Source organism: Enterococcus sp. AZ170 (assembly GCF_050545135.1).
Classification (GTDB): domain Bacteria; phylum Bacillota; class Bacilli; order Lactobacillales; family Enterococcaceae; genus Enterococcus_L; species Enterococcus_L ureilyticus.
Map to the genome: position 1 here is coordinate 1,505,543 of NZ_CP172947.1, position 18,120 is coordinate 1,523,662.

General features: G+C 36.8%; 13 protein-coding genes. 8 read left to right on the plus strand and 5 right to left on the minus strand.

What is annotated here, in order from left to right:
* Positions 1–2 precede the first annotated feature (2 nt).
* From IGJ55_RS07300 to IGJ55_RS07310, 3 genes are read left to right on the plus strand one after another with little or no spacing between them, the layout of a single operon-like run.
* Positions 3–1,784: a V-type ATP synthase subunit A gene (locus tag IGJ55_RS07300; protein WP_430607910.1), complete on the plus strand. Its 1,782-nt coding sequence runs from the start codon at positions 3–5 to the stop codon at positions 1,782–1,784.
* Positions 1,777–3,153 (plus strand): V-type ATP synthase subunit B, encoded by a 1,377-nt coding sequence (locus IGJ55_RS07305; RefSeq protein WP_069639671.1) that lies wholly within the window; start codon positions 1,777–1,779, stop codon positions 3,151–3,153. Before IGJ55_RS07300 ends, IGJ55_RS07305 begins: the two co-directional genes overlap by 8 nt.
* 6 nt (positions 3,154–3,159) lie before the next feature.
* Entirely contained in the window at positions 3,160–3,789 is a 630-nt protein-coding gene (locus IGJ55_RS07310; RefSeq protein ID WP_430607914.1) for a V-type ATP synthase subunit D, read from the plus strand.
* A 345-nt stretch (positions 3,790–4,134) separates the two neighbouring features.
* Here IGJ55_RS07310 and IGJ55_RS07315 read toward each other — a convergent pair whose 3' ends face one another.
* On the minus strand, positions 4,135–5,583 hold the full coding sequence (locus tag IGJ55_RS07315) for a lectin like domain-containing protein (RefSeq protein WP_430607916.1): 1,449 nt from the start codon (positions 5,581–5,583) through the stop codon (positions 4,135–4,137).
* 178 nt (positions 5,584–5,761) lie between these two features.
* Positions 5,762–6,703, minus strand: coding sequence for a serine hydrolase (locus IGJ55_RS07320; protein WP_430607918.1), 942 nt, complete (start codon positions 6,701–6,703; stop codon positions 5,762–5,764).
* Positions 6,704–7,035: 332 nt separating this feature from the next.
* On the opposite strand from IGJ55_RS07320, the gene IGJ55_RS07325 reads away from it, so the two are divergent.
* Together IGJ55_RS07325 and IGJ55_RS07330 are read left to right on the plus strand one after the other, a co-directional pair.
* Positions 7,036–8,565 (plus strand): ABC transporter permease, encoded by a 1,530-nt coding sequence (locus IGJ55_RS07325; protein ID WP_430607921.1) that lies wholly within the window; start codon positions 7,036–7,038, stop codon positions 8,563–8,565.
* A gap of 15 nt (positions 8,566–8,580) precedes the next feature.
* Positions 8,581–9,240 carry an ABC transporter ATP-binding protein gene (locus tag IGJ55_RS07330; RefSeq protein WP_069639675.1) on the plus strand — a complete coding sequence of 220 codons (660 nt, stop codon included), beginning with the start codon at positions 8,581–8,583 and terminating at the stop codon, positions 9,238–9,240.
* Positions 9,241–9,294: 54 nt separating this feature from the next.
* Here IGJ55_RS07330 and IGJ55_RS07335 read toward each other — a convergent pair whose 3' ends face one another.
* From IGJ55_RS07335 to IGJ55_RS07345, 3 genes are read right to left on the minus strand one after another with little or no spacing between them, the layout of a single operon-like run.
* Positions 9,295–11,187 carry a fructose-1,6-bisphosphatase gene (locus tag IGJ55_RS07335; RefSeq protein ID WP_429949967.1) on the minus strand — a complete coding sequence of 631 codons (1,893 nt, stop codon included), beginning with the start codon at positions 11,185–11,187 and terminating at the stop codon, positions 9,295–9,297.
* A 15-nt stretch (positions 11,188–11,202) separates the two neighbouring features.
* A complete protein-coding gene (locus IGJ55_RS07340; RefSeq protein WP_069639677.1) occupies positions 11,203–12,015 on the minus strand; it encodes a pyruvate, water dikinase regulatory protein in 813 nt (270 codons plus the stop codon).
* A gap of 51 nt (positions 12,016–12,066) precedes the next feature.
* Positions 12,067–12,702: a helix-turn-helix transcriptional regulator gene (locus tag IGJ55_RS07345; RefSeq protein WP_430607924.1), complete on the minus strand. Its 636-nt coding sequence runs from the start codon at positions 12,700–12,702 to the stop codon at positions 12,067–12,069.
* Positions 12,703–12,873: 171 nt separating this feature from the next.
* Between IGJ55_RS07345 and ppdK the strand changes: the two genes are divergently transcribed.
* From ppdK to lysA, 3 genes are all read left to right on the plus strand, one after another.
* Positions 12,874–15,480, plus strand: a complete 2,607-nt coding sequence (ppdK, locus tag IGJ55_RS07350; protein WP_430607927.1) for a pyruvate, phosphate dikinase — start codon at positions 12,874–12,876, stop codon at positions 15,478–15,480.
* A 155-nt stretch (positions 15,481–15,635) separates the two neighbouring features.
* The gene (locus IGJ55_RS07355) at positions 15,636–16,727 is read left to right on the plus strand and encodes a serine hydrolase domain-containing protein (protein ID WP_430607929.1); all 1,092 of its coding nucleotides are present in this window, start codon (positions 15,636–15,638) and stop codon (positions 16,725–16,727) included.
* Between the two features lie 90 nt (positions 16,728–16,817).
* Entirely contained in the window at positions 16,818–18,119 is a 1,302-nt protein-coding gene (gene lysA, locus IGJ55_RS07360; RefSeq protein ID WP_430607931.1) for a diaminopimelate decarboxylase, read from the plus strand.
* Position 18,120 lies beyond the last annotated feature (1 nt).

Sequence of the window (18,120 nt, forward strand, 5' to 3'; positions counted from 1 at the left end):
TTTTGCAAACTGGTACAATTATTAAAGTATCTGGTCCTTTAGTCATGGCAAAAAATATGTCTGATGCAAGTATTCAGGATATTTGCCATGTGGGAGAATTAGGTGTTATCGGAGAAATTATCGAGATGCGGGGAGACGTCGCATCGATTCAAGTATATGAAGAAACAACAGGCATCGGACCAGGTGAGCCTGTCGTAACGACTGGTGAAGCGTTATCGGTTGAATTGGCGCCAGGATTGATTTCAGAAATGTTTGATGGCATTCAGCGGCCACTAGATACATTTGCACAAGTAACAGAAAGTAATTTTTTAAGTAGAGGCGTTCAGATTCCAGCATTAGACAGAAGTAAAAAATGGTTGTTTGAGCCAACTGTTGCTGTAGGAGATAATGTTTCAACAGGAGATATTATTGGGCTCGTCCAAGAAACGAAAGTAATCCCACACAAGATCATGGTTCCATATGGCATCAAAGGGAAGGTCAAAGAAGTGAAACAGGGTGAATTTACCATTGAAGACACCATTTATGTGATTGAAACATCGATAGGAGATCAAGAATTTACAATGATGCAAAAATGGCCTGTTCGCCGCAGTCGTCCGATTCTGGAAAAAGTAAATCCAGATGTTCCTTTATTGACAGGACAACGTGTGATCGATACCTTTTTTCCAGTAACTAAAGGTGGCGCTGCTGCAGTTCCAGGACCTTTCGGAGCTGGTAAAACAGTGGTTCAGCATCAAATTGCGAAATGGGCAGATGTTGATTTAGTGGTTTATGTTGGCTGTGGTGAACGTGGAAATGAAATGACCGATGTGTTGAATGAGTTTCCCGAGTTAATTGATCCAAATACAGGTGAATCTGTTATGGAACGCACCGTTTTGATTGCTAACACGTCTAATATGCCGGTAGCAGCGCGTGAAGCATCGATCTATACAGGAATCACAATTGCTGAATACTTCCGTGATATGGGCTATTCTGTTGCGATCATGGCAGATTCAACTTCCCGGTGGGCAGAGGCACTTCGGGAAATGAGTGGCCGTTTGGAAGAAATGCCAGGGGATGAAGGGTATCCAGCTTATTTAGGCAGTCGTTTGGCAGAATATTATGAACGTGCCGGCAAAGTTGTAGCTTTGGGTAAGGATCATCGTGAAGGCAGTATTACTGCAATCAGTGCAGTTTCGCCATCGGGTGGAGATATTTCTGAACCAGTGACACAAAATACATTGCGTGTGGTCAAAGTATTTTGGGGACTAGATGCGACTTTGGCACAAAAACGTCATTTTCCATCCATTAATTGGCTACAAAGTTATTCTTTGTATGATTCAGAAGTTGGCAAATATTTAGATCAACAGCTTCAGGTGAATTGGTCTGATATGGTGATGGAAGGGATGAGGATTTTACAAGAAGAATCGCAATTGGAAGAAATCGTTCGCCTTGTTGGGATTGATTCGTTATCTGATAAAGATCGTTTGACGCTAGAAGTTGCGAAGTCGATTCGTGAAGATTACTTGCAGCAAAACGCTTTTGATGATGTTGATACCTTTACTTCAAGAGAGAAACAATACAAAATGCTTCGCTTGATTTTGACTTTTTATGAGGAAGGACAAGCTGCGTTGACATTAGGCGCGTATTTGTCTGAGATCATGGCTGGAACCGTTGGATTAAGAGATCAAATAGCTAGAAGTAAATATTTACCAGAAGATGAAATTGATCGATTAGATGGTCTAGTTGATGAAATCAAATTAACTTTAAAACAAATTATTGCAGATGGAGGGATGACAAGTGATTAAAGAGTATCGTACAATCAATGAAGTTGTTGGTCCCTTAATGATCGTTGAAAAAGTGGAAGGTGTTAAATACGAAGAATTGATCGAAGTCCGAATGCAAAATGGAGAGATCAGACGTGGGCAAGTGCTTGAAATCAATGGTGACAAAGCAATGGTTCAAATTTTTGAAGGCACGAGTGGAATCAATCTGCGTGATTCAAAAGTCCGTTTTCTGGGTCATCCATTAGAGTTAGGCGTTTCAGAAGATATGGTTGGTCGAATTTTTGACGGTTTGGGACGTCCTAAAGATAACGGACCTGAAATTTTACCTGAAAAAATGGTGGATATCAATGGTGAAGTGATCAATCCAGTCGCTCGAGACTACCCTGACGAATTTATTCAAACAGGAATTTCAGCGATCGACCATCTAAATACGTTAGTTCGAGGGCAAAAGCTACCAGTTTTTTCTGGATCAGGTTTACCCCATAAAGAATTAGCAGCACAAATTGCCCGCCAAGCCAATGTATTAAACAGTGATGAAGAATTTGCTGTAGTTTTTGCCGCAATTGGGATCACATTTGAAGAAGCTGAGTTTTTCATGGAAGATTTTCGGCAAACTGGCGCTATCGATCGTTCAGTAATGTTTATGAATTTAGCCAATGATCCAGCAATCGAACGGATCGCTACACCAAGAATGGCATTGACGGCAGCTGAATATTTAGCTTATGAAAAAGGCATGCACGTTTTAGTGATCATGACAGACATGACAAACTATTGCGAAGCACTAAGAGAAATCTCTGCAGCGCGTCGTGAAGTCCCAGGGCGTCGTGGCTATCCAGGTTATCTTTATACGAACTTAGCCACATTATATGAACGTGCTGGACGAATTAGGGGATTAAAAGGCTCTGTAACACAGATCCCAATTTTAACAATGCCAGAGGATGATAAAACACATCCAATTCCCGATTTGACCGGATACATTACCGAAGGACAAATCATTTTATCTAGAGAGCTGTATAAAAGCGGGATTCAACCACCAATCGATGTACTGCCGTCATTGTCTCGTTTAAAGGACAAGGGTACCGGAGAAGGAAAAACTCGGATCGATCACGCACCGACAATGAATCAATTATTTGCAGCTTATGCACAAGGGAAGCAAGCGAAGGAATTAGCTGTTGTCCTAGGTGAATCAGCACTTTCAGATGTCGATAAAATCTATGCTAAATTTGCCGATCGTTTTGAAAAAGAGTATGTAAACCAAGGCTTTTATACGAATCGTTCAATTGATGAAACGTTGGATTTAGGCTGGGAACTATTATCGATGTTACCAAGAACGGAATTAAAACGAATCAAAGACGATATGTTGGATGAATACCTGACTGAAGGAGAGTGATCGACCATGGCACGGCTAAATGTGAACCCTACTCGAATGGAACTCTCTCGTCTAAAGAAACAACTAGGCACGGCAACTCGAGGACATAAATTATTAAAAGACAAGCAAGATGAGCTGATGCGTCGCTTTATCTTACTTGTCAAAAAAAATAATCAACTACGGATCGATGTAGAGCAAGAATTAACAACAGCTTTGTCAAATTTTGTGTTAGCGAATGCAACGTTGAATGAAGCTTTTATCGAAGAATTAGTTGCAATTCCAGCAAATGAGGTCACATTAGATGTGATTGAAAAAAATATTATGAGCGTGACTGTACCAATCATGAACTTTCACTATGATGAAACGGTAGTCGAAGCACCGTTGAATTATGGCTATCTAAATTCAAATGCTGAATTAGACGGAGTGTTTGATAAGATTTCGACGATTTTGCCCAAATTGTTGGAATTAGCAGAGGTGGAAAAAACTTGTCAGCTAATGTCAGAAGAAATAGAGAAAACACGTCGGCGAGTGAATGCATTAGAATATATGACGATTCCTCAATTAGAAGAAACAATTTATTATATCCAGATGAAACTGGAAGAAAATGAGCGAAGCGAAATTACTCGTTTGATCAAAATAAAAAATATGGGTAGTTAAATAAAATAGAAGTAAGTGAGAACATTAAAAAATTGATTTGTTCTTACTTACTTCTTCATTTTCTTATGGAAATCGTATAGTTAGTGAGTGAATAATAGTTTTTATTTGAATCAGATAAAGTGGCTAAAACAGGGCTCCCTTCATTTAGAGGAGTAGACGAATTAAAAGAAGTACCGTGATGGTTTACGATTATTTCTTTCGGTGCTTTATATCATGATCATTCAATTTGGCTTTTAGTTGTTGAATTGCTTGAAGTAATGACCGTTTCTAGTTGTCGAGATTCTCCTTTATACATAATCATATTTTTTCTTTTATAGTTAAAAATTCTGATGATACTTCGGGTAATTATTTTAAATCATCCGTATAAACATGGATATAAAAGTCAGTTTTGAGACTTTGAAAATTTAAAGAAGTATCAGAACGGCTAGAAGAATAAAACGATTGATTACTTACATCTACTTTATCAGATATCCAAGTAAACTCAGCAGGAAAATATGCAAGAGCTGCACCATCAGGACGTTTAAACTTGATTACAACTGAAAATTTGTCTTTACTATAAATAGGAATATGTTCTTTCAAACGAACGGTTTCAAAACCTGGTGATTCTTTTATTCCTTCTGCAACTTTGATCAGATTTTTCAGGTTTTTATTTTCAGTACCATTAGGATTTATATAGATTTCATAAGGCGTATTATATTGAACGGTACGAATTCCAATGGCTTTAATAATTTCATGATTATTTTTTGGCGCATCATAGTTGTTACTAAGGTAGTAATGTGGACTATCAATAGAATAACTTGATTCTGTGCTAGGGGTAATGAAATCAGTTTTACTATATTGATGTGCATAATTATTATTGTTTTCAATAGAGCTGATAGCATGTGAGTCGTTCGTCATAAGATGATAATCTTCATATGACACATAAAAATAACCACCATCATTATATGAAGTACCCCAACTGTTTTTTACTATAAACGCACCATTTTGTGATGGCGGGGTAGAAAAATTACTTTTGCTGAAATTATCATCCCAACCAACAATTAGACACACATGATTGATAGCACTTGGATTATTCTTTATCGCAGTAAAGTAAGAATCAGTTTTAGCATTGTAGTGTGCGTTCGTTGATTGTAAATATTTACCATTGTTGCGAAAGGTAACACCACCATTGGTGAGTGTTTCTTTTTTTATTTCATTGACTCTGGCTACTTGTTCAGAATTGGTATAGTCTTTGCTCAATTTTGGTATATCAACAATTCCTTGGACATGGAAAGGAGTTGGTTTATCCAAATCTATCAAGGACAATGGCTTAAGTGATAATTGAAAAGGCATATCTTTTTCTAAAACTGGAGATTTCCATCGAATTGAACTGTAAAACGTAGCGGCTTCTTGTCCACCTGCCCCTAAGTTACGATTATAAGCTAAAGGGTTCTCATTTAAAATAGAAGTGGCATTTCTTGCAAAAAAATAATCACTATGACGTTCAGAAAGGGAAATCGGTGTTCCATTTTTTTTCTCGTAATGATGTTCCAATGCTGCATTTGAAGCGAAGGCCCAGCAGATATTTAAACTGCCTTGGTTTTTAACGGCTAAATTATTTGTGGCTCTTGGATCATGAATTCTTGGTAACGTTGTTCTTGTTTGTCTTTCCAATAGTTTAGGTTGCTCGATTGCAGGACTATTATCAGGAATGACACCATTTGTTGGTGGGGAGGCTAGGACCTCATTTGATGGATACAAGAATAGAACACTAAACAATAACAACCCACTTTGTTTAAACAATCTTTTTTTCATGATTCTCTCCTTTGATTTTATTTTGTCACGTAATTATTATAATATATTTTAATTAATATGTAAAATATATTTAACTTTATTTTTGGTCTATAATTAGTGAATAGGTTTTATTTCCGAAAAAAAATTATTGAGGAAGTTATGAATTGATAACTTCGCTCAATAATCTGTTTAAAAATGATTATTCATTTGGATAATTATTTTTTTGAATCGTCCACAATTGATCAGTGATCGTTGAAATAAAAGCAATACCAGCATCTGTTTGACCCTTTGTAAACACCGTCAAGATAAAAGGCTGTTCTGTTTCCAAAATACCAATGTCATGTAGAAAGCCTTCATAGGAGCCAATTTTATGGGCCACTTTACCTGCGGTTGTTGGAGTCTCCATTCGTTCATGGAAAACAGTGTTTTTCATATAGTCATAAATCGTTTGATACTCCACATTTGATGCTTTTTCTTTATACAAAATTTTAAGAATCTTAGCCGCATCTTCAGAGGTGAATTTTGCGTCATCCCAATCCGTTTCTTTTTGTAAAAAATGAGCATAAAGTGCTTGTTTTGCTTTAACATCACCACCAAAAGTGTCATATAACATGTTTTTTGCAATATTATCAGAATAGGTGATGTTATATTCTTGCAAAGTTCTCACCGAATATTGTGGCTGGATATTATTGATAATGATCCCGGTTCCATCTTCATAATCTTCTTTTTCATTAAAAGTAAGCTGATCTTCCCATTTTAGACTCCCTGATTCAACTTTATCCGCAATCATCATTGCTAAAGGAACTTTAATCGTACTAGCGCTGTAAAATTCTTTCGTTCCATTTACAGAAATTTGCTTGCCTGTAGTTAAGTCAACATAAGTCATACCTATGTCGCCATTAAATGTTTTGGCAGCATCTATCATTGTTTGGTTGATTTTATGGTAGAAATCCGTCAGCTCAGGAGTTTCTATAGTTTTTGGTTCAGGATTTTTGTTTGCCGAAATAGCTGCTGATTTGATTGGAATACTAATTTTTTCACTTATTTCTGCTTCGTTTGCATAATCTACTGTATGAGCAGAAAAAAAGAACGATACGATCAAGAAGAAACAAATAGAGAAAATCATTCCATATAGAGTCATTTTCTTTTTTTCCAAATACCTTTCGTTCCTTTCTAACAATTGTAAGATAGCAATCTTATCTGATACTTATTTATCTAGTTCATTAAAAATAGAGCCACAATCATTTAATCATTTTTCTTGTAGATTTGCAAGGTTAGATATGGACGAAAATAATTGAAATCTGTATTTAAGGTTTGTTTAAGGTCCGTAAACTAAAGTAGTATCTGTCCAGAAGAAATAGTATTAATTGCTTTGGCAAATCATTAATACAGATGGATCAGCTAGAGTTGGCGGATTAATTTTTAGGAACGATAAAATGAGTCCGTTGCGTTTTTTATTTAAGGAGGAATTATATGAATTTTATCAAACGAGCAGCATTAAGTATGAAAGCTAAAAAGGGACGAACATTTTTATTATGTGCTGTTTTTTCAGCGATTTTAATTTTTGTTTTAGCTGGATTAACCATTCAAAGCGCTGCAATCACTGCAACAGAAAATGCCAAGAAAAGTGTTGGTGCCAGTGTCACGCTATCGGCTAATCGTGAAGCTGCGATGAAGAAAAGTCAAGACAGCACTACCAGTACAAAACCAGATCCAGGTAGTTTTAGTTTGACGCCAGTTTCATTAGCAGATGCGCAAAAAATCGCTGCTTTAGACAATGTGAAATCCTATTCATTTTTAGCCTCTTCATCGGCTGGAGCAGGTGATGGGATCACACCGATTTCAACTGATTCGGAAAGTGAGACGACAACTTCTTCAACAAGTAATAATGAACAAGCTGTTAATGAAGGGGAGGAACAAGCTCGAGGTGATGGACAAATGGGCGGTGGACCGATGGCTATGCAGCAGCAAAGCGATTTTCAAGTAAGTGGCGTAATGGATTTGTCGATGTTGAGTGATTTTTCAGACGGCATTGCTGAAATCACAAGTGGTGAAGCAATCAGTGAGGCTGATGTGGAGACAAATAATGTCGTTATTGAGCAAACCCTTGCTGAGGCAAATGAATTAAACGTTGGCGATACATTTAAACTGACAGATCCCGAAGATGAGACGAAAACTTATGAATTAACGATCAAAGGAATTTATAAGACATCTGAAAACGGAAACAGCATGGGGATGCAGTTCAATTTCTTGAATCCAGCGAACACCTTATATACATCATATACCTTTGCAAATACCTTAAAAGGAGATGACGCAACAGGAACGATTGATTCAGCAAGCTACACACTTAGTGATCCAAAAGCAATGGACACCTTTGTTGCCTCTGCTGAAAAGCTGATTGATACAGACAGCTTTAGTTTGCAAACTAACGATCAAGCCTATCAACAAATGCTACAACCTTTGAATAATGTTGCAAGTTTTGCTAAAAATATTGTGATTTTAGTCGCGGTCGCGGGAGTAATTATTTTAACTCTGATCGTCATGATGACAATTAGAGAAAGGCGATATGAAATTGGTGTATTATTATCACTTGGAGAATCACGCTTTAAAGTTGTCTTACAATTTTTCAGTGAGATCATTATTTGTATGGTTGTTGCTTTAGTCATTGCAACATTTAGTGGGAATATTGTCGGAAATGTTGTCGGTGAACAATTGATCAACCAACAATCTCAAAATGCTCAACAAACGGAAACGAATCAAGGTCAACCAGATAAAATGGGCGGTGACGGACAACAGCGCCAAGGCGGGCCAGGAGGAGCCATGGGTCGAATCGGAGCAAGCTCTGTTGAAGCAGCAGAAGCGATCCAAGAGTTAAATATTTCTGTACAACCAAAAGAAATCGCACTATTAGCAGGTTTAGGTATTCTAATCAGTTTCTTCTCGATAGTTTTATCTTCAGTTGGTATTTTGCGATTGCAACCAAAAAAAATCTTGACCACATAGAAAAGAGGAATTGCGATGTTACAAACACAAGAAGTAGGCTATTGGTATAAAAATGAAGACGAATTTCTTTATAAAAATGTGAATTTAACGTTTCAGCGAGGAAAAATGTACGCTATTTTAGGAGCGAGTGGTTCTGGCAAGACGACATTTCTTTCTTTAATTGCAGGACTAGACTTGCCAAAGGCTGGAGAGATCCTTTACAATGAAGAATCCTTGAAAAAAATTGGTCTTAGAAATTATCGTAAAAACGATGTCTCGATTATTTTCCAAGCGTATAATTTACTCCCTTATATGTCAGCGCTGGATAATGTTTTAACAGCTATGTCAATATCAAGTTCAAAACAGGCTGATAAAAAGACCTATGCTCTAGAAAATTTAGCGAATGTTGGGATTGATGAGGTCCTTGCCACTAAGAATGTGACCCAGCTTTCTGGTGGACAACAACAACGTGTGGCAATTGTTAGAGCGTTATGTTGTGACCATGAACTGATTGTAGCCGATGAACCTACCGGGAATTTAGATGAGAAAACATCCAAAGAAATCGTTCAGTTGTTCCAAAAAGTGGCACATGAACAACAAAAATGCATAATTATTGTGACCCATGAACAAGAAGTAGCGAATGCTTGTGATGCGGTTTATGAACTAAAGAATCAACGATTTGAACTGGTTAAGTAAAAAGGAAAAACGTGGAACAAAACTGTACTTTGGTTTTGTTTCACGTTTTTTTAGTTAAAAAGCTGATTGACCAGAATGTTTCAATTGATTGTTTAGCTGCTGTGTTTCTTTGATCAAAGTATGACCAATCGTTGTATCTTTGACCTTTAAACGTTCAATTTTCCGGTCAACGATTTGGCGGGTAGAAATAATATCATCATTTTTTTCGATGGCAGTTTCTTGATCAGAGAAGGGTTTATGGGCGGCTAACTGCATTCCAAAAGAATTATATAAAAGTGTATAACCGCCAATTCCAGTGACTTTTTGATACGCTTTTGAAAAACCGCCATCAATAACGATCATTTTGCCGTCAGCTTTGATTGGTGATTCGCCTTTGATTTGTTTTACAGGAGTATGGCCGTTGATAATGTGGCTATCAGGTTCATTAAGCCCGAAAGCTTTTAAGATATTTTGGCATACTTGAGAATCATTTCTTAATGAGTAATAAGCATTTTTTTCTTCCACGTGGGTTTGACATTCTTCAATAAAATAGCGCTCGAATGTTTTCATTGCTTCTTTTCCAAAGAGTGATGAACGCTCACCACACCATAAGTACCAAACGAGATCTGTTGAAAAATCTTCGGTTAACCATGGTTTTGAAAAGGCCTGTTGTATATTCGTTTCAAAAAAATCTAGTAACGCTTTACCCGCATACTTATTTTTGTTAAAGCTGATTTCTTGAAATGATCCATCATCATTAAGAGGAATACAGCCATGAATCAATAAATTGTGGTTATAAGACAGATACAATGCGCCTTTTTCCATAAGAAAAGTCATGTGCTGTTTTAATTTTGGGGAATTTTGAAACTGCTGCAATAAATCAGTGATGACCAATTCTTCTTCTGCTGATAATTGATAAGGCTGCTTCCAGTCAACTGTTTGAAAACAGGTATTGACTAACTGATAAGCTTGACCATCGATCATAAGCTGATTTTCATGAATCTTGTCTAATAATAATCGATGGTCCATTTGAAATTCGGGACGGCGCTGAATTAATTGTCCTTCTAATTTTTCTTGGATCATTGCCATCGCCTGCTGGATTTTCATTGCATCTGTGCTTTCTAGAGTTGTAAGTTCTCTGTAAGGATTTTTTTTAGGGAAAAAATCCTTATTTTCCTGATAGATTTTACGGCTAAATGATTTTAGTAACTGTAAATCAATACCGTAGGCCTCTTCCAAGAGGTCTAAGTTGCCATAACGGGCACAAATTCGTAATACATTCGCTAAACAAGCTTTAGAGCCGCTGACAGCGCCAAGCCAAATGATATCGTGATTGCCCCATTGAATATCAAGTGAGTGGTAGTCGAGCAAAGAATCCATTATTTTATCAGGGTGAGGTCCTCGATCATAGATATCTCCAATCACGTGAAGATGGTCGATCACAAAACGTTGCGTTAAATAAGACAAGTCGGCTATAAAACGTTCAGCTTCTCCAAGTTCGATGATTTTTTGAATGATTTGTCGATAATAGGCTTTTTTATCTGTGGTTTCATCGTATTGATAAATCAATTCTTCTAAAATATAGGCGTAAGTTTGTGGTAATGCTTTACGGACTTTAGAACGTGTATATTTACTTGATGCAAATCGGACAATGATCAGTAACTGTTCAATCGTTTCAAACCACCAATTTTGCGGTAAACTTTGCGCCTTCTTTAATGACTGTATCTTTGCTTCTGGATAATAGATTAAAAAGCAGAGTTCATCTATTTTGTCTTGAGAAAGTTCTTGACTGAACAGCGTACTTACTTTGTCACGAATACTTCCTGAGCCATTTCTCAAGATATGATTGAAGGCGGCAAACTCACCATGAAGATCACTGATGAAATGTTCCGTTCCTTTTGGTAAATTTAAAATAGCTTCTAAATTAATAATTTCGGCAATCAGCTCATTTGAGTGAAGATTACTCATCAAGAGGACTCCTTACTATTGGTTTTGTGCCAAATCTTCGATTATTGTTGTCGTTTCTTCAATTGATTTTTTATCAACATTGATCACTAGGGCATTATATTTTTCAAAGATTCGATTAGCATAATCTAGCTCTTCTTGGATACGCTGCGCATTTGTATAAGCAGAATCTTCTTTCAATCCCAGTGAATGTAAACGCGATTTGCGAATGCCCATCAAGCTATCAATACTGGTTGTTAATCCGATGATTTTCTTTGGATCGATCTGGTCTAGTTCTGCAGGTAAAGCAACTTCTGGAATCAAAGGTAAATTAGCTACTTTATGATTGCGATTGGCCATATACATACTTAATGGCGTTTTGGATGTACGTGAAACACCTAATAAGACATAATCAGCGTCCAAGAACCCTTTTGCATCTTTTCCATCGTCATATCTTACGGCAAACTCAATTGCAGAAACGCGGCTAAAATACTGTTCGTTTAGCTTGTGAATAGCACCTGGTTCTTGCAAAGGCTGAACCCCAAAAGTTCCCTCAACAATTTCACTTAAAGGACTCATGTAATCAACAAATTGTAATCCAGTTCGAGTAGCGAAATCTTTCACTAAATTGACTAGTTTTTTGTTGACTAGCGTTGTAACAACGATTGCTTTATCGTGAAGGGCATCTTTTAGAATCGGCTGTAATAATTCTTCATCTGTAATAAATGGGAATCGTTGAATATCGCTCATATCAATGCTCGGATATTGAGCTGAGACAGCAGAAATGATTTTTTGTGCGGTTTCTCCAACTGAATCTGAGACTAAATAAATTTTAATTTTATCCTTTTGCATGAATACACTCTCCTAATTTTTAAAGGTTCGGTTGTTTGATCCGTTTTTTGATTAATAATTTTCCTTTTCAATATCATTGCCTGCATTGATAAAATAGGCCATCATTCTCGTTTTTGTGACTTTTCCAATCACTTTTTTTGGTTGATCAAGTGTAACAACGGGCAAGGTATCAATACTATGCTGCATCAATAAGCCGCCAGCTTCTAAAATCGTACGATCACGAGTGATGGTGATGATGTTGGGCATACGACTCATGATAATGGCTACTGGTGTTTTTTCAGTATTTGGATTACTGATAGCTGCTCGAAGCAAATCCTTGCGAGAAAGGATACCATTCAACTCATCATTGTCATCTTTGACGTATAAAGAACCAACATCATACATGAATAAATTGGTTACAGCATCATAAACTGTCGTACTTTGATGAATGAGGATAGGAGGTAACATGATGTCTTCCACCTTTTTTTTGTACAATTTTTCATAGAGTAAGGGTTCAATTGTTTGACCAGTATAAAAATAACCGACTTTTGGTCTAGCATCAAGCAAACCAGTCATCGTCAAAATAGCTAAATCACTGCGCAAGGTCGCCCGACTCAATCCTAGTATTTTTGCAATATTATCACCACTGATCGGTTCATTCTCCTTAACGATTTTGATGATTTCTAATTGCCTTGAGGTAAGTTTCATTTTATTGACCTACTTTCTAAATGTGACACACTAATTATTATATATTTCTTATAAAAATAAAGCAACCATAAAAATAAGATACACTAATAATGATTGACAATAAATGTGATACACAATATAATGATTTTTATACAAATGTGATACACTATTAGAGAGAAGGAGAGTTTGCGAGTGAAATATGTGATTGATTTTTTAGAAGGAAGTAAAGAACAAGCTGATTTGTTAGGAGGTAAAGGAGCAAATTTAGCGGAGATGACGAAATTGAAATTACCTGTTCCTACTGGTTTTACAATCACAACAGAAGCATGTTTAGCTTATTTAAAAGAAAAAGAGCAGGTCTTAAAGGAACTGAATGAAGAGATTCAAGTGCATATTCATAGTATGGAAAAAAGCACGGCAAAAAAAATTGGAAATGTCGCTGATCCATTATTAGTTTCAGTAAGAAGCGGATCCAAATTTTCAATGCCTGGCATGATGGATACTATTTTGAATTTAGGGTTAAATGATGAGACGGTGCTTGGTCTGGCTAAAAAGACTAGTGATGAACGTTTTGCATACGATTGTTATAGGAGATTGTTGCAAATGTTTGGTGATGTTGTTTGTGGTATTGATAAAAATCGTTTTGAAGAACAATTGGATTTTTATAAGTCAAAGAATAACTATCAGTCGGATACAGAGATGCAAGCGGCTGATTGGCAAGAATTGGTAACGGTTTATAAAGATATATTTTTGGAAGTGATCCATCAACCGTTTCCGCAAGATCCTTACGAGCAATTGACTCTAGCAGTTGAAGCTGTTTTTCGTTCGTGGAATAATCGCAGAGCTATCACTTATCGCCGTCTACATGATATTTCTGATTCACTAGGAACGGCGGTCAATATCCAAGAGATGGTCTTTGGTAACTTTGGGACTGATAGTGGAACAGGGGTAGCTTTTACAAGAAATCCTGCTACAGGTGATAAAGGAATTTTTGGAGAATTTTTACTCAATGCACAAGGGGAAGATGTTGTGGCAGGAGTAAGAACGCCACAACCAATCAGTCAACTTGAAACGTTGATGCCAGAAGTTTATCAAGAATTTTTGAAAATAAGTCATTTATTGGAATGTCATTATAAGGATATGCAAGATATTGAGTTTACGATCGAAAATCGAAAATTATATATTTTACAGACGCGAAATGGTAAGCGGACGGCCAAATCTGCGTTTAAGGTCTGTATTCAATTAGTAGAAGAAGGAATTATTTCTAAAAAAGAAGCAATTCAGCGAATTAATCCAACAATGGTGACGCAATTACTCCATCCGGTTTTTGAACCAGATGAATTAGAAAAAGCGACTATTTTTGCGAAAGGTCTGCCAGCAAGTCCAGGTGCTGCTAGTGGAAACATTTATTTTACAGCTGAAGGGGCAAAAAAAGCGAGTGAACAAGGAGAAAAGGTCATCCTAATTCGGCAAGAAACCTCACCAGAAGATATTGAAGGGATGGTAGTGAGTGAAGCAATCGTCACTTCTAGAGGTGGTATGACATCGCATGCTGCAGTAGTCGCTCGTGGGATGGGCGTTTGTTGTGTTGCCGGTTGTGAAGAAATATATGTTGATGAATTTCTAGAGCAAGCCACAGCAGGAAATGTTATTTTACGTCAAGGAGAGACGATTTCTGTCGATGGAACAACAGGAACCATTTATAGAGGTAGTATTCCCTATGTTGAAGGTGATGAATGGCAGTTGCTAGAAACGATCACGGATTGGGCAAAAGAAGAAGCCAGTATTGGTGTGAAAGCAAATGCAGAAACACCCGCAGATATTAAAACTGCGCTAAAATTAGGAGCCGAAGGAATTGGCTTGGCGAGAACAGAGCATATGTTTTTTGGTGAAAAGCGAATATTCGAAATGCGCAAAATGATTTTGGCGGAAAATGAAGAATCACTAATGAAACCGTTAAATAACCTAAAAGAATTTCAAAAAGAAGATTTTCGGACGATGTTTACGTTATTAAAAGGCAAAGCTAGTACAATTCGTTTATTAGACCCACCCTTACATGAATTTTTACCACAGACGGAAGAAGAAATTGCCCATTTAGCCAGTGCGACACAACGAACAATAGAGGAAATCAATCATCGAATTGAAGAACTGCATGAACAAAACCCAATGCTTGGGCACCGTGGTTGTCGTTTGGCGGTTACCACACCACAAATATATGAGATGCAGGTAGCTGCTATTATTGAAAGTGCTTTGGAGATTTCTCAAAAAGAAACAGACAGCGTGATTGTTCCTGAAATCATGATTCCACTGATTGGCAGTCAAGCAGAGATGAAATGGCTAAGAGAACGTTTGGAGCAAACAGTTCAATCAATTTTTTCTAAAACAGGCCAAGCTATTGCTTATAAAATTGGTACGATGTTAGAAATTCCAAGAGCGTGTTTAACTGCAGAAAAAATTGCTGAAGTTGCTGACTTTTTTAGCTTCGGTACAAATGATTTAACGCAGTTGACGTATGGCTTTTCGCGTGATGACTCAGGTAAATTTATCAGTGCGTATCAAGAAAAAAAATTGTTAAAAGAAGATCCCTTTCAACATATTGATGAAGACGGTGTAGGTATTCTAATGAAAATGGCTGTAGATAAAATAAGAAGTTATGATGCTACGATCAAAATTGGCGTTTGTGGAGAAGTAGGTGGAGATCCTCAATCGATTCGTTTCTTGAAAAAAATCGGTGTAGATTACATTTCATGTTCTCCCTATCGCATCCCAGCTGCAATTTTAACAATTGCACAAGAATAGAAGCAACTCATTAATTCAACATTTTTTTCATAGCTTAAAGAGCTGGAATATGACTTATTGAAGTCAGTTCCAGTTTTTCTATTTCTTAGTATTCTTTATTTCAGTCAGCTAATGCTATAATTTAGTGGAAGTAATTGGGAAAGGAAGAGATATTCGTGAATCGACTACGTAAACGAGTTCTTTTAATAAGCGTGTTCTGTTTACTTGTAGTGCTGGTAGGTGGTTGTTTCTTTTACAAAGAGTATCATTTAATTGAAACTAAACAGAGTAAACAAACGGAGACTGATACTACATCCAGTCGGCAAGAAACAATCGATCAAATCATCAATGATTCTCATTTTAAAGGGACGGTCCTATTGATTGACCAACAAACAAAATTCTATGAAAAAAGTTATGGCTATGCAGATGTGAAGAATAAGTATCCAAATAAAATTGAGGGGATTTTTCCTATTGCTTCATTACAAAAAATAATCACAGGAGCCATTATTTTAACATTAGTGAAAGACGGAAAGCTTGAATTAGATGCGACCTTAGATAAATTTTATCCGCAAATCGATTTTAGTCAAACGATTACGATCCGGCAATTACTCGATCATCGTTCTGGTATTTCGATGGCTGAAGAAGCACCAAAACAACTGTTGATTAACGAGGAAAGTCAGTTGGAGAATGCATTGGATACGTTGACTGTAACGCATAATAAAGAATTTGACTATACAAATGGGAACTATACTTTATTAGCTGGAATTATTGCCCAAATCACTGGACAATCATATGAAATGGTTGTAAAAAAAAGGGTGATCGATCCATTATCATTGACTCAAACTTATTTTTGGGATCAGTTACCGACGGATGAAATAACTCCGCAGCCTTATTTTTATACAGGGCAAGATTATCAAGACGATCCTTATCCAGCAAGCAAAAAATTATTTTCTAGCTTATTGGGTGCTGGTAATTTATATATGTCAGCGGAAGATTTTTGGCTAGTTATACAAGGCTTAGCCGACGGTCGACTTTTCCAACAAAGAGAGTATGAACAACTTGCTGATATCGATCAAGAAGGATATCGGGCAGGGCTGATTTATTTTGATGATTTAAAATATTCTCAAGGAAGTCTTGGTGGGTACGAAACGGCCGTGTATGGTGATCAGGATAATCAAAAACTAGTGATTCTTTTTGCAAATCAGCCAGCTTTTGATGGCATGAGAAAGCTAAGCGAAAAGTTATATGAGCATTTGTCACAAATTTGAATGGTTCGTTATAAAAAAATGGAAAATAGATAGGAAGTTTTTCATTTTTGTGCTATTATTTTTAATAAATCTGTTGAAGAAGGTGAAGAGATGCCACTATTATTTGGAACGGCAAAATTTAATGAACAAAAACATTTAACAATCGGTGGATGTGATACCGTTGTTTTAGCTGAAAAATACGGAACACCGTTATTTGTTTATGATGTTGCCCATATTCGTGAACGCGCACGAGGATTTAAACAAACATTCAATTCTTTAGGCGTAAAAAATAAGGTGATTTATGCCAGCAAAGCTTTTTGTTGCTTGGCTATGTACAAACTTTTAGAAGAAGAAGAATTAGGTTGTGACGTGGTTTCTGGTGGAGAACTCTATACGGCAATCAAAGGTGGGATGTCTCCTGAAAATATTGAATTCCATGGAAACAATAAAACAAAAGAAGAACTAAGTTATGCAGTAGATCAAAATGTTGGGATGATCATCATTGATAACTTTTATGAGATCGATTTATTAAGTACTATTTTAAAAGAAAAAGGAAAGCAGCAAAAAGTGATGTTTCGTATTACACCTGGTGTGGATGCCGAAACCCATGAATATATCCTAACTGGACAGGTCGATTCAAAATTTGGTTTCGATGTTATGAGCGGACAAGCGACAGACGCGCTAGAAAAAATCTTAGCGGATGAGAATTTGTTACTAAAAGGAGTGCATTGTCATATTGGCTCACAAATTTTTTCTGCAGAAGGATTTTTGGCGGCTGTTGAGAAGATGTTGTTGATTTTGAATGATTGGAAAAAAACGTTTGATTATACTGTAGATATTTTAAATATGGGTGGTGGTTTTGGTGTTCAGTACACTGAGGCTGATGATCCGCTAGAGCCAGAAGCGTTCGTCAAAGCAATTGTCAATGGCGTAAAAGGTCAATGTGAATTGTTGGATTATGCGTTTCCAGAAATTTGGATTGAGCCAGGTCGTAGTATTATTGCAGAAGCAGGAACTACGATTTATTCCATTGGATCGCAAAAAATGATACCAGATGTCCGTCACTATGTTTCAGTAGATGGTGGTATGGGTGATAATATCCGACCAGCATTGTATGATGCTATATATGATGGTTTTTTAGCTAATCGAATTAGTACAGAGGCGACCCAAGAGAGTAGAATTGTTGGGAAGTATTGTGAATCAGGTGATGTTCTAATCAAAAACATCGAGTTACCTCCAATGAATCCAGAAGATTTGTTTGCGATGACTAGTACCGGTGCCTATGGTTATTCAATGGCAAACAATTATAATCGTAATTTAAAACCAGCCGTTGTTTTCGTGGAAAATGGTCAAGACAAACTAGCCATTCGACGTGAAACATTTGAGGACCTAATTGCATTAGATTGTGAATAAA

What these genes read in the sequence shown, in the direction of transcription:
- IGJ55_RS07315 (WP_430607916.1), bottom strand. Translation starts at nt 5,583, where the DNA reads ATGAAAAAAAGATTGTTTAAACAAAGTGGGTTGTTATTGTTTAGTGTT.
- IGJ55_RS07335 (WP_429949967.1), bottom strand. Translation starts at nt 11,187, where the DNA reads ATGAGTAATCTTCACTCAAATGAGCTGATTGCCGAAATTATTAATTTA.
- IGJ55_RS07345 (WP_430607924.1), bottom strand. Translation starts at nt 12,702, where the DNA reads ATGAAACTTACCTCAAGGCAATTAGAAATCATCAAAATCGTTAAGGAG.
- lysA (WP_430607931.1), top strand. Translation starts at nt 16,818, where the DNA reads ATGCCACTATTATTTGGAACGGCAAAATTTAATGAACAAAAACATTTA.
- IGJ55_RS07325 (WP_430607921.1), top strand. Translation starts at nt 7,036, where the DNA reads ATGAATTTTATCAAACGAGCAGCATTAAGTATGAAAGCTAAAAAGGGA.
- IGJ55_RS07320 (WP_430607918.1), bottom strand. Translation starts at nt 6,703, where the DNA reads ATGACTCTATATGGAATGATTTTCTCTATTTGTTTCTTCTTGATCGTA.
- IGJ55_RS07340 (WP_069639677.1), bottom strand. Translation starts at nt 12,015, where the DNA reads ATGCAAAAGGATAAAATTAAAATTTATTTAGTCTCAGATTCAGTTGGA.
- IGJ55_RS07330 (WP_069639675.1), top strand. Translation starts at nt 8,581, where the DNA reads ATGTTACAAACACAAGAAGTAGGCTATTGGTATAAAAATGAAGACGAA.
- IGJ55_RS07310 (WP_430607914.1), top strand. Translation starts at nt 3,160, where the DNA reads ATGGCACGGCTAAATGTGAACCCTACTCGAATGGAACTCTCTCGTCTA.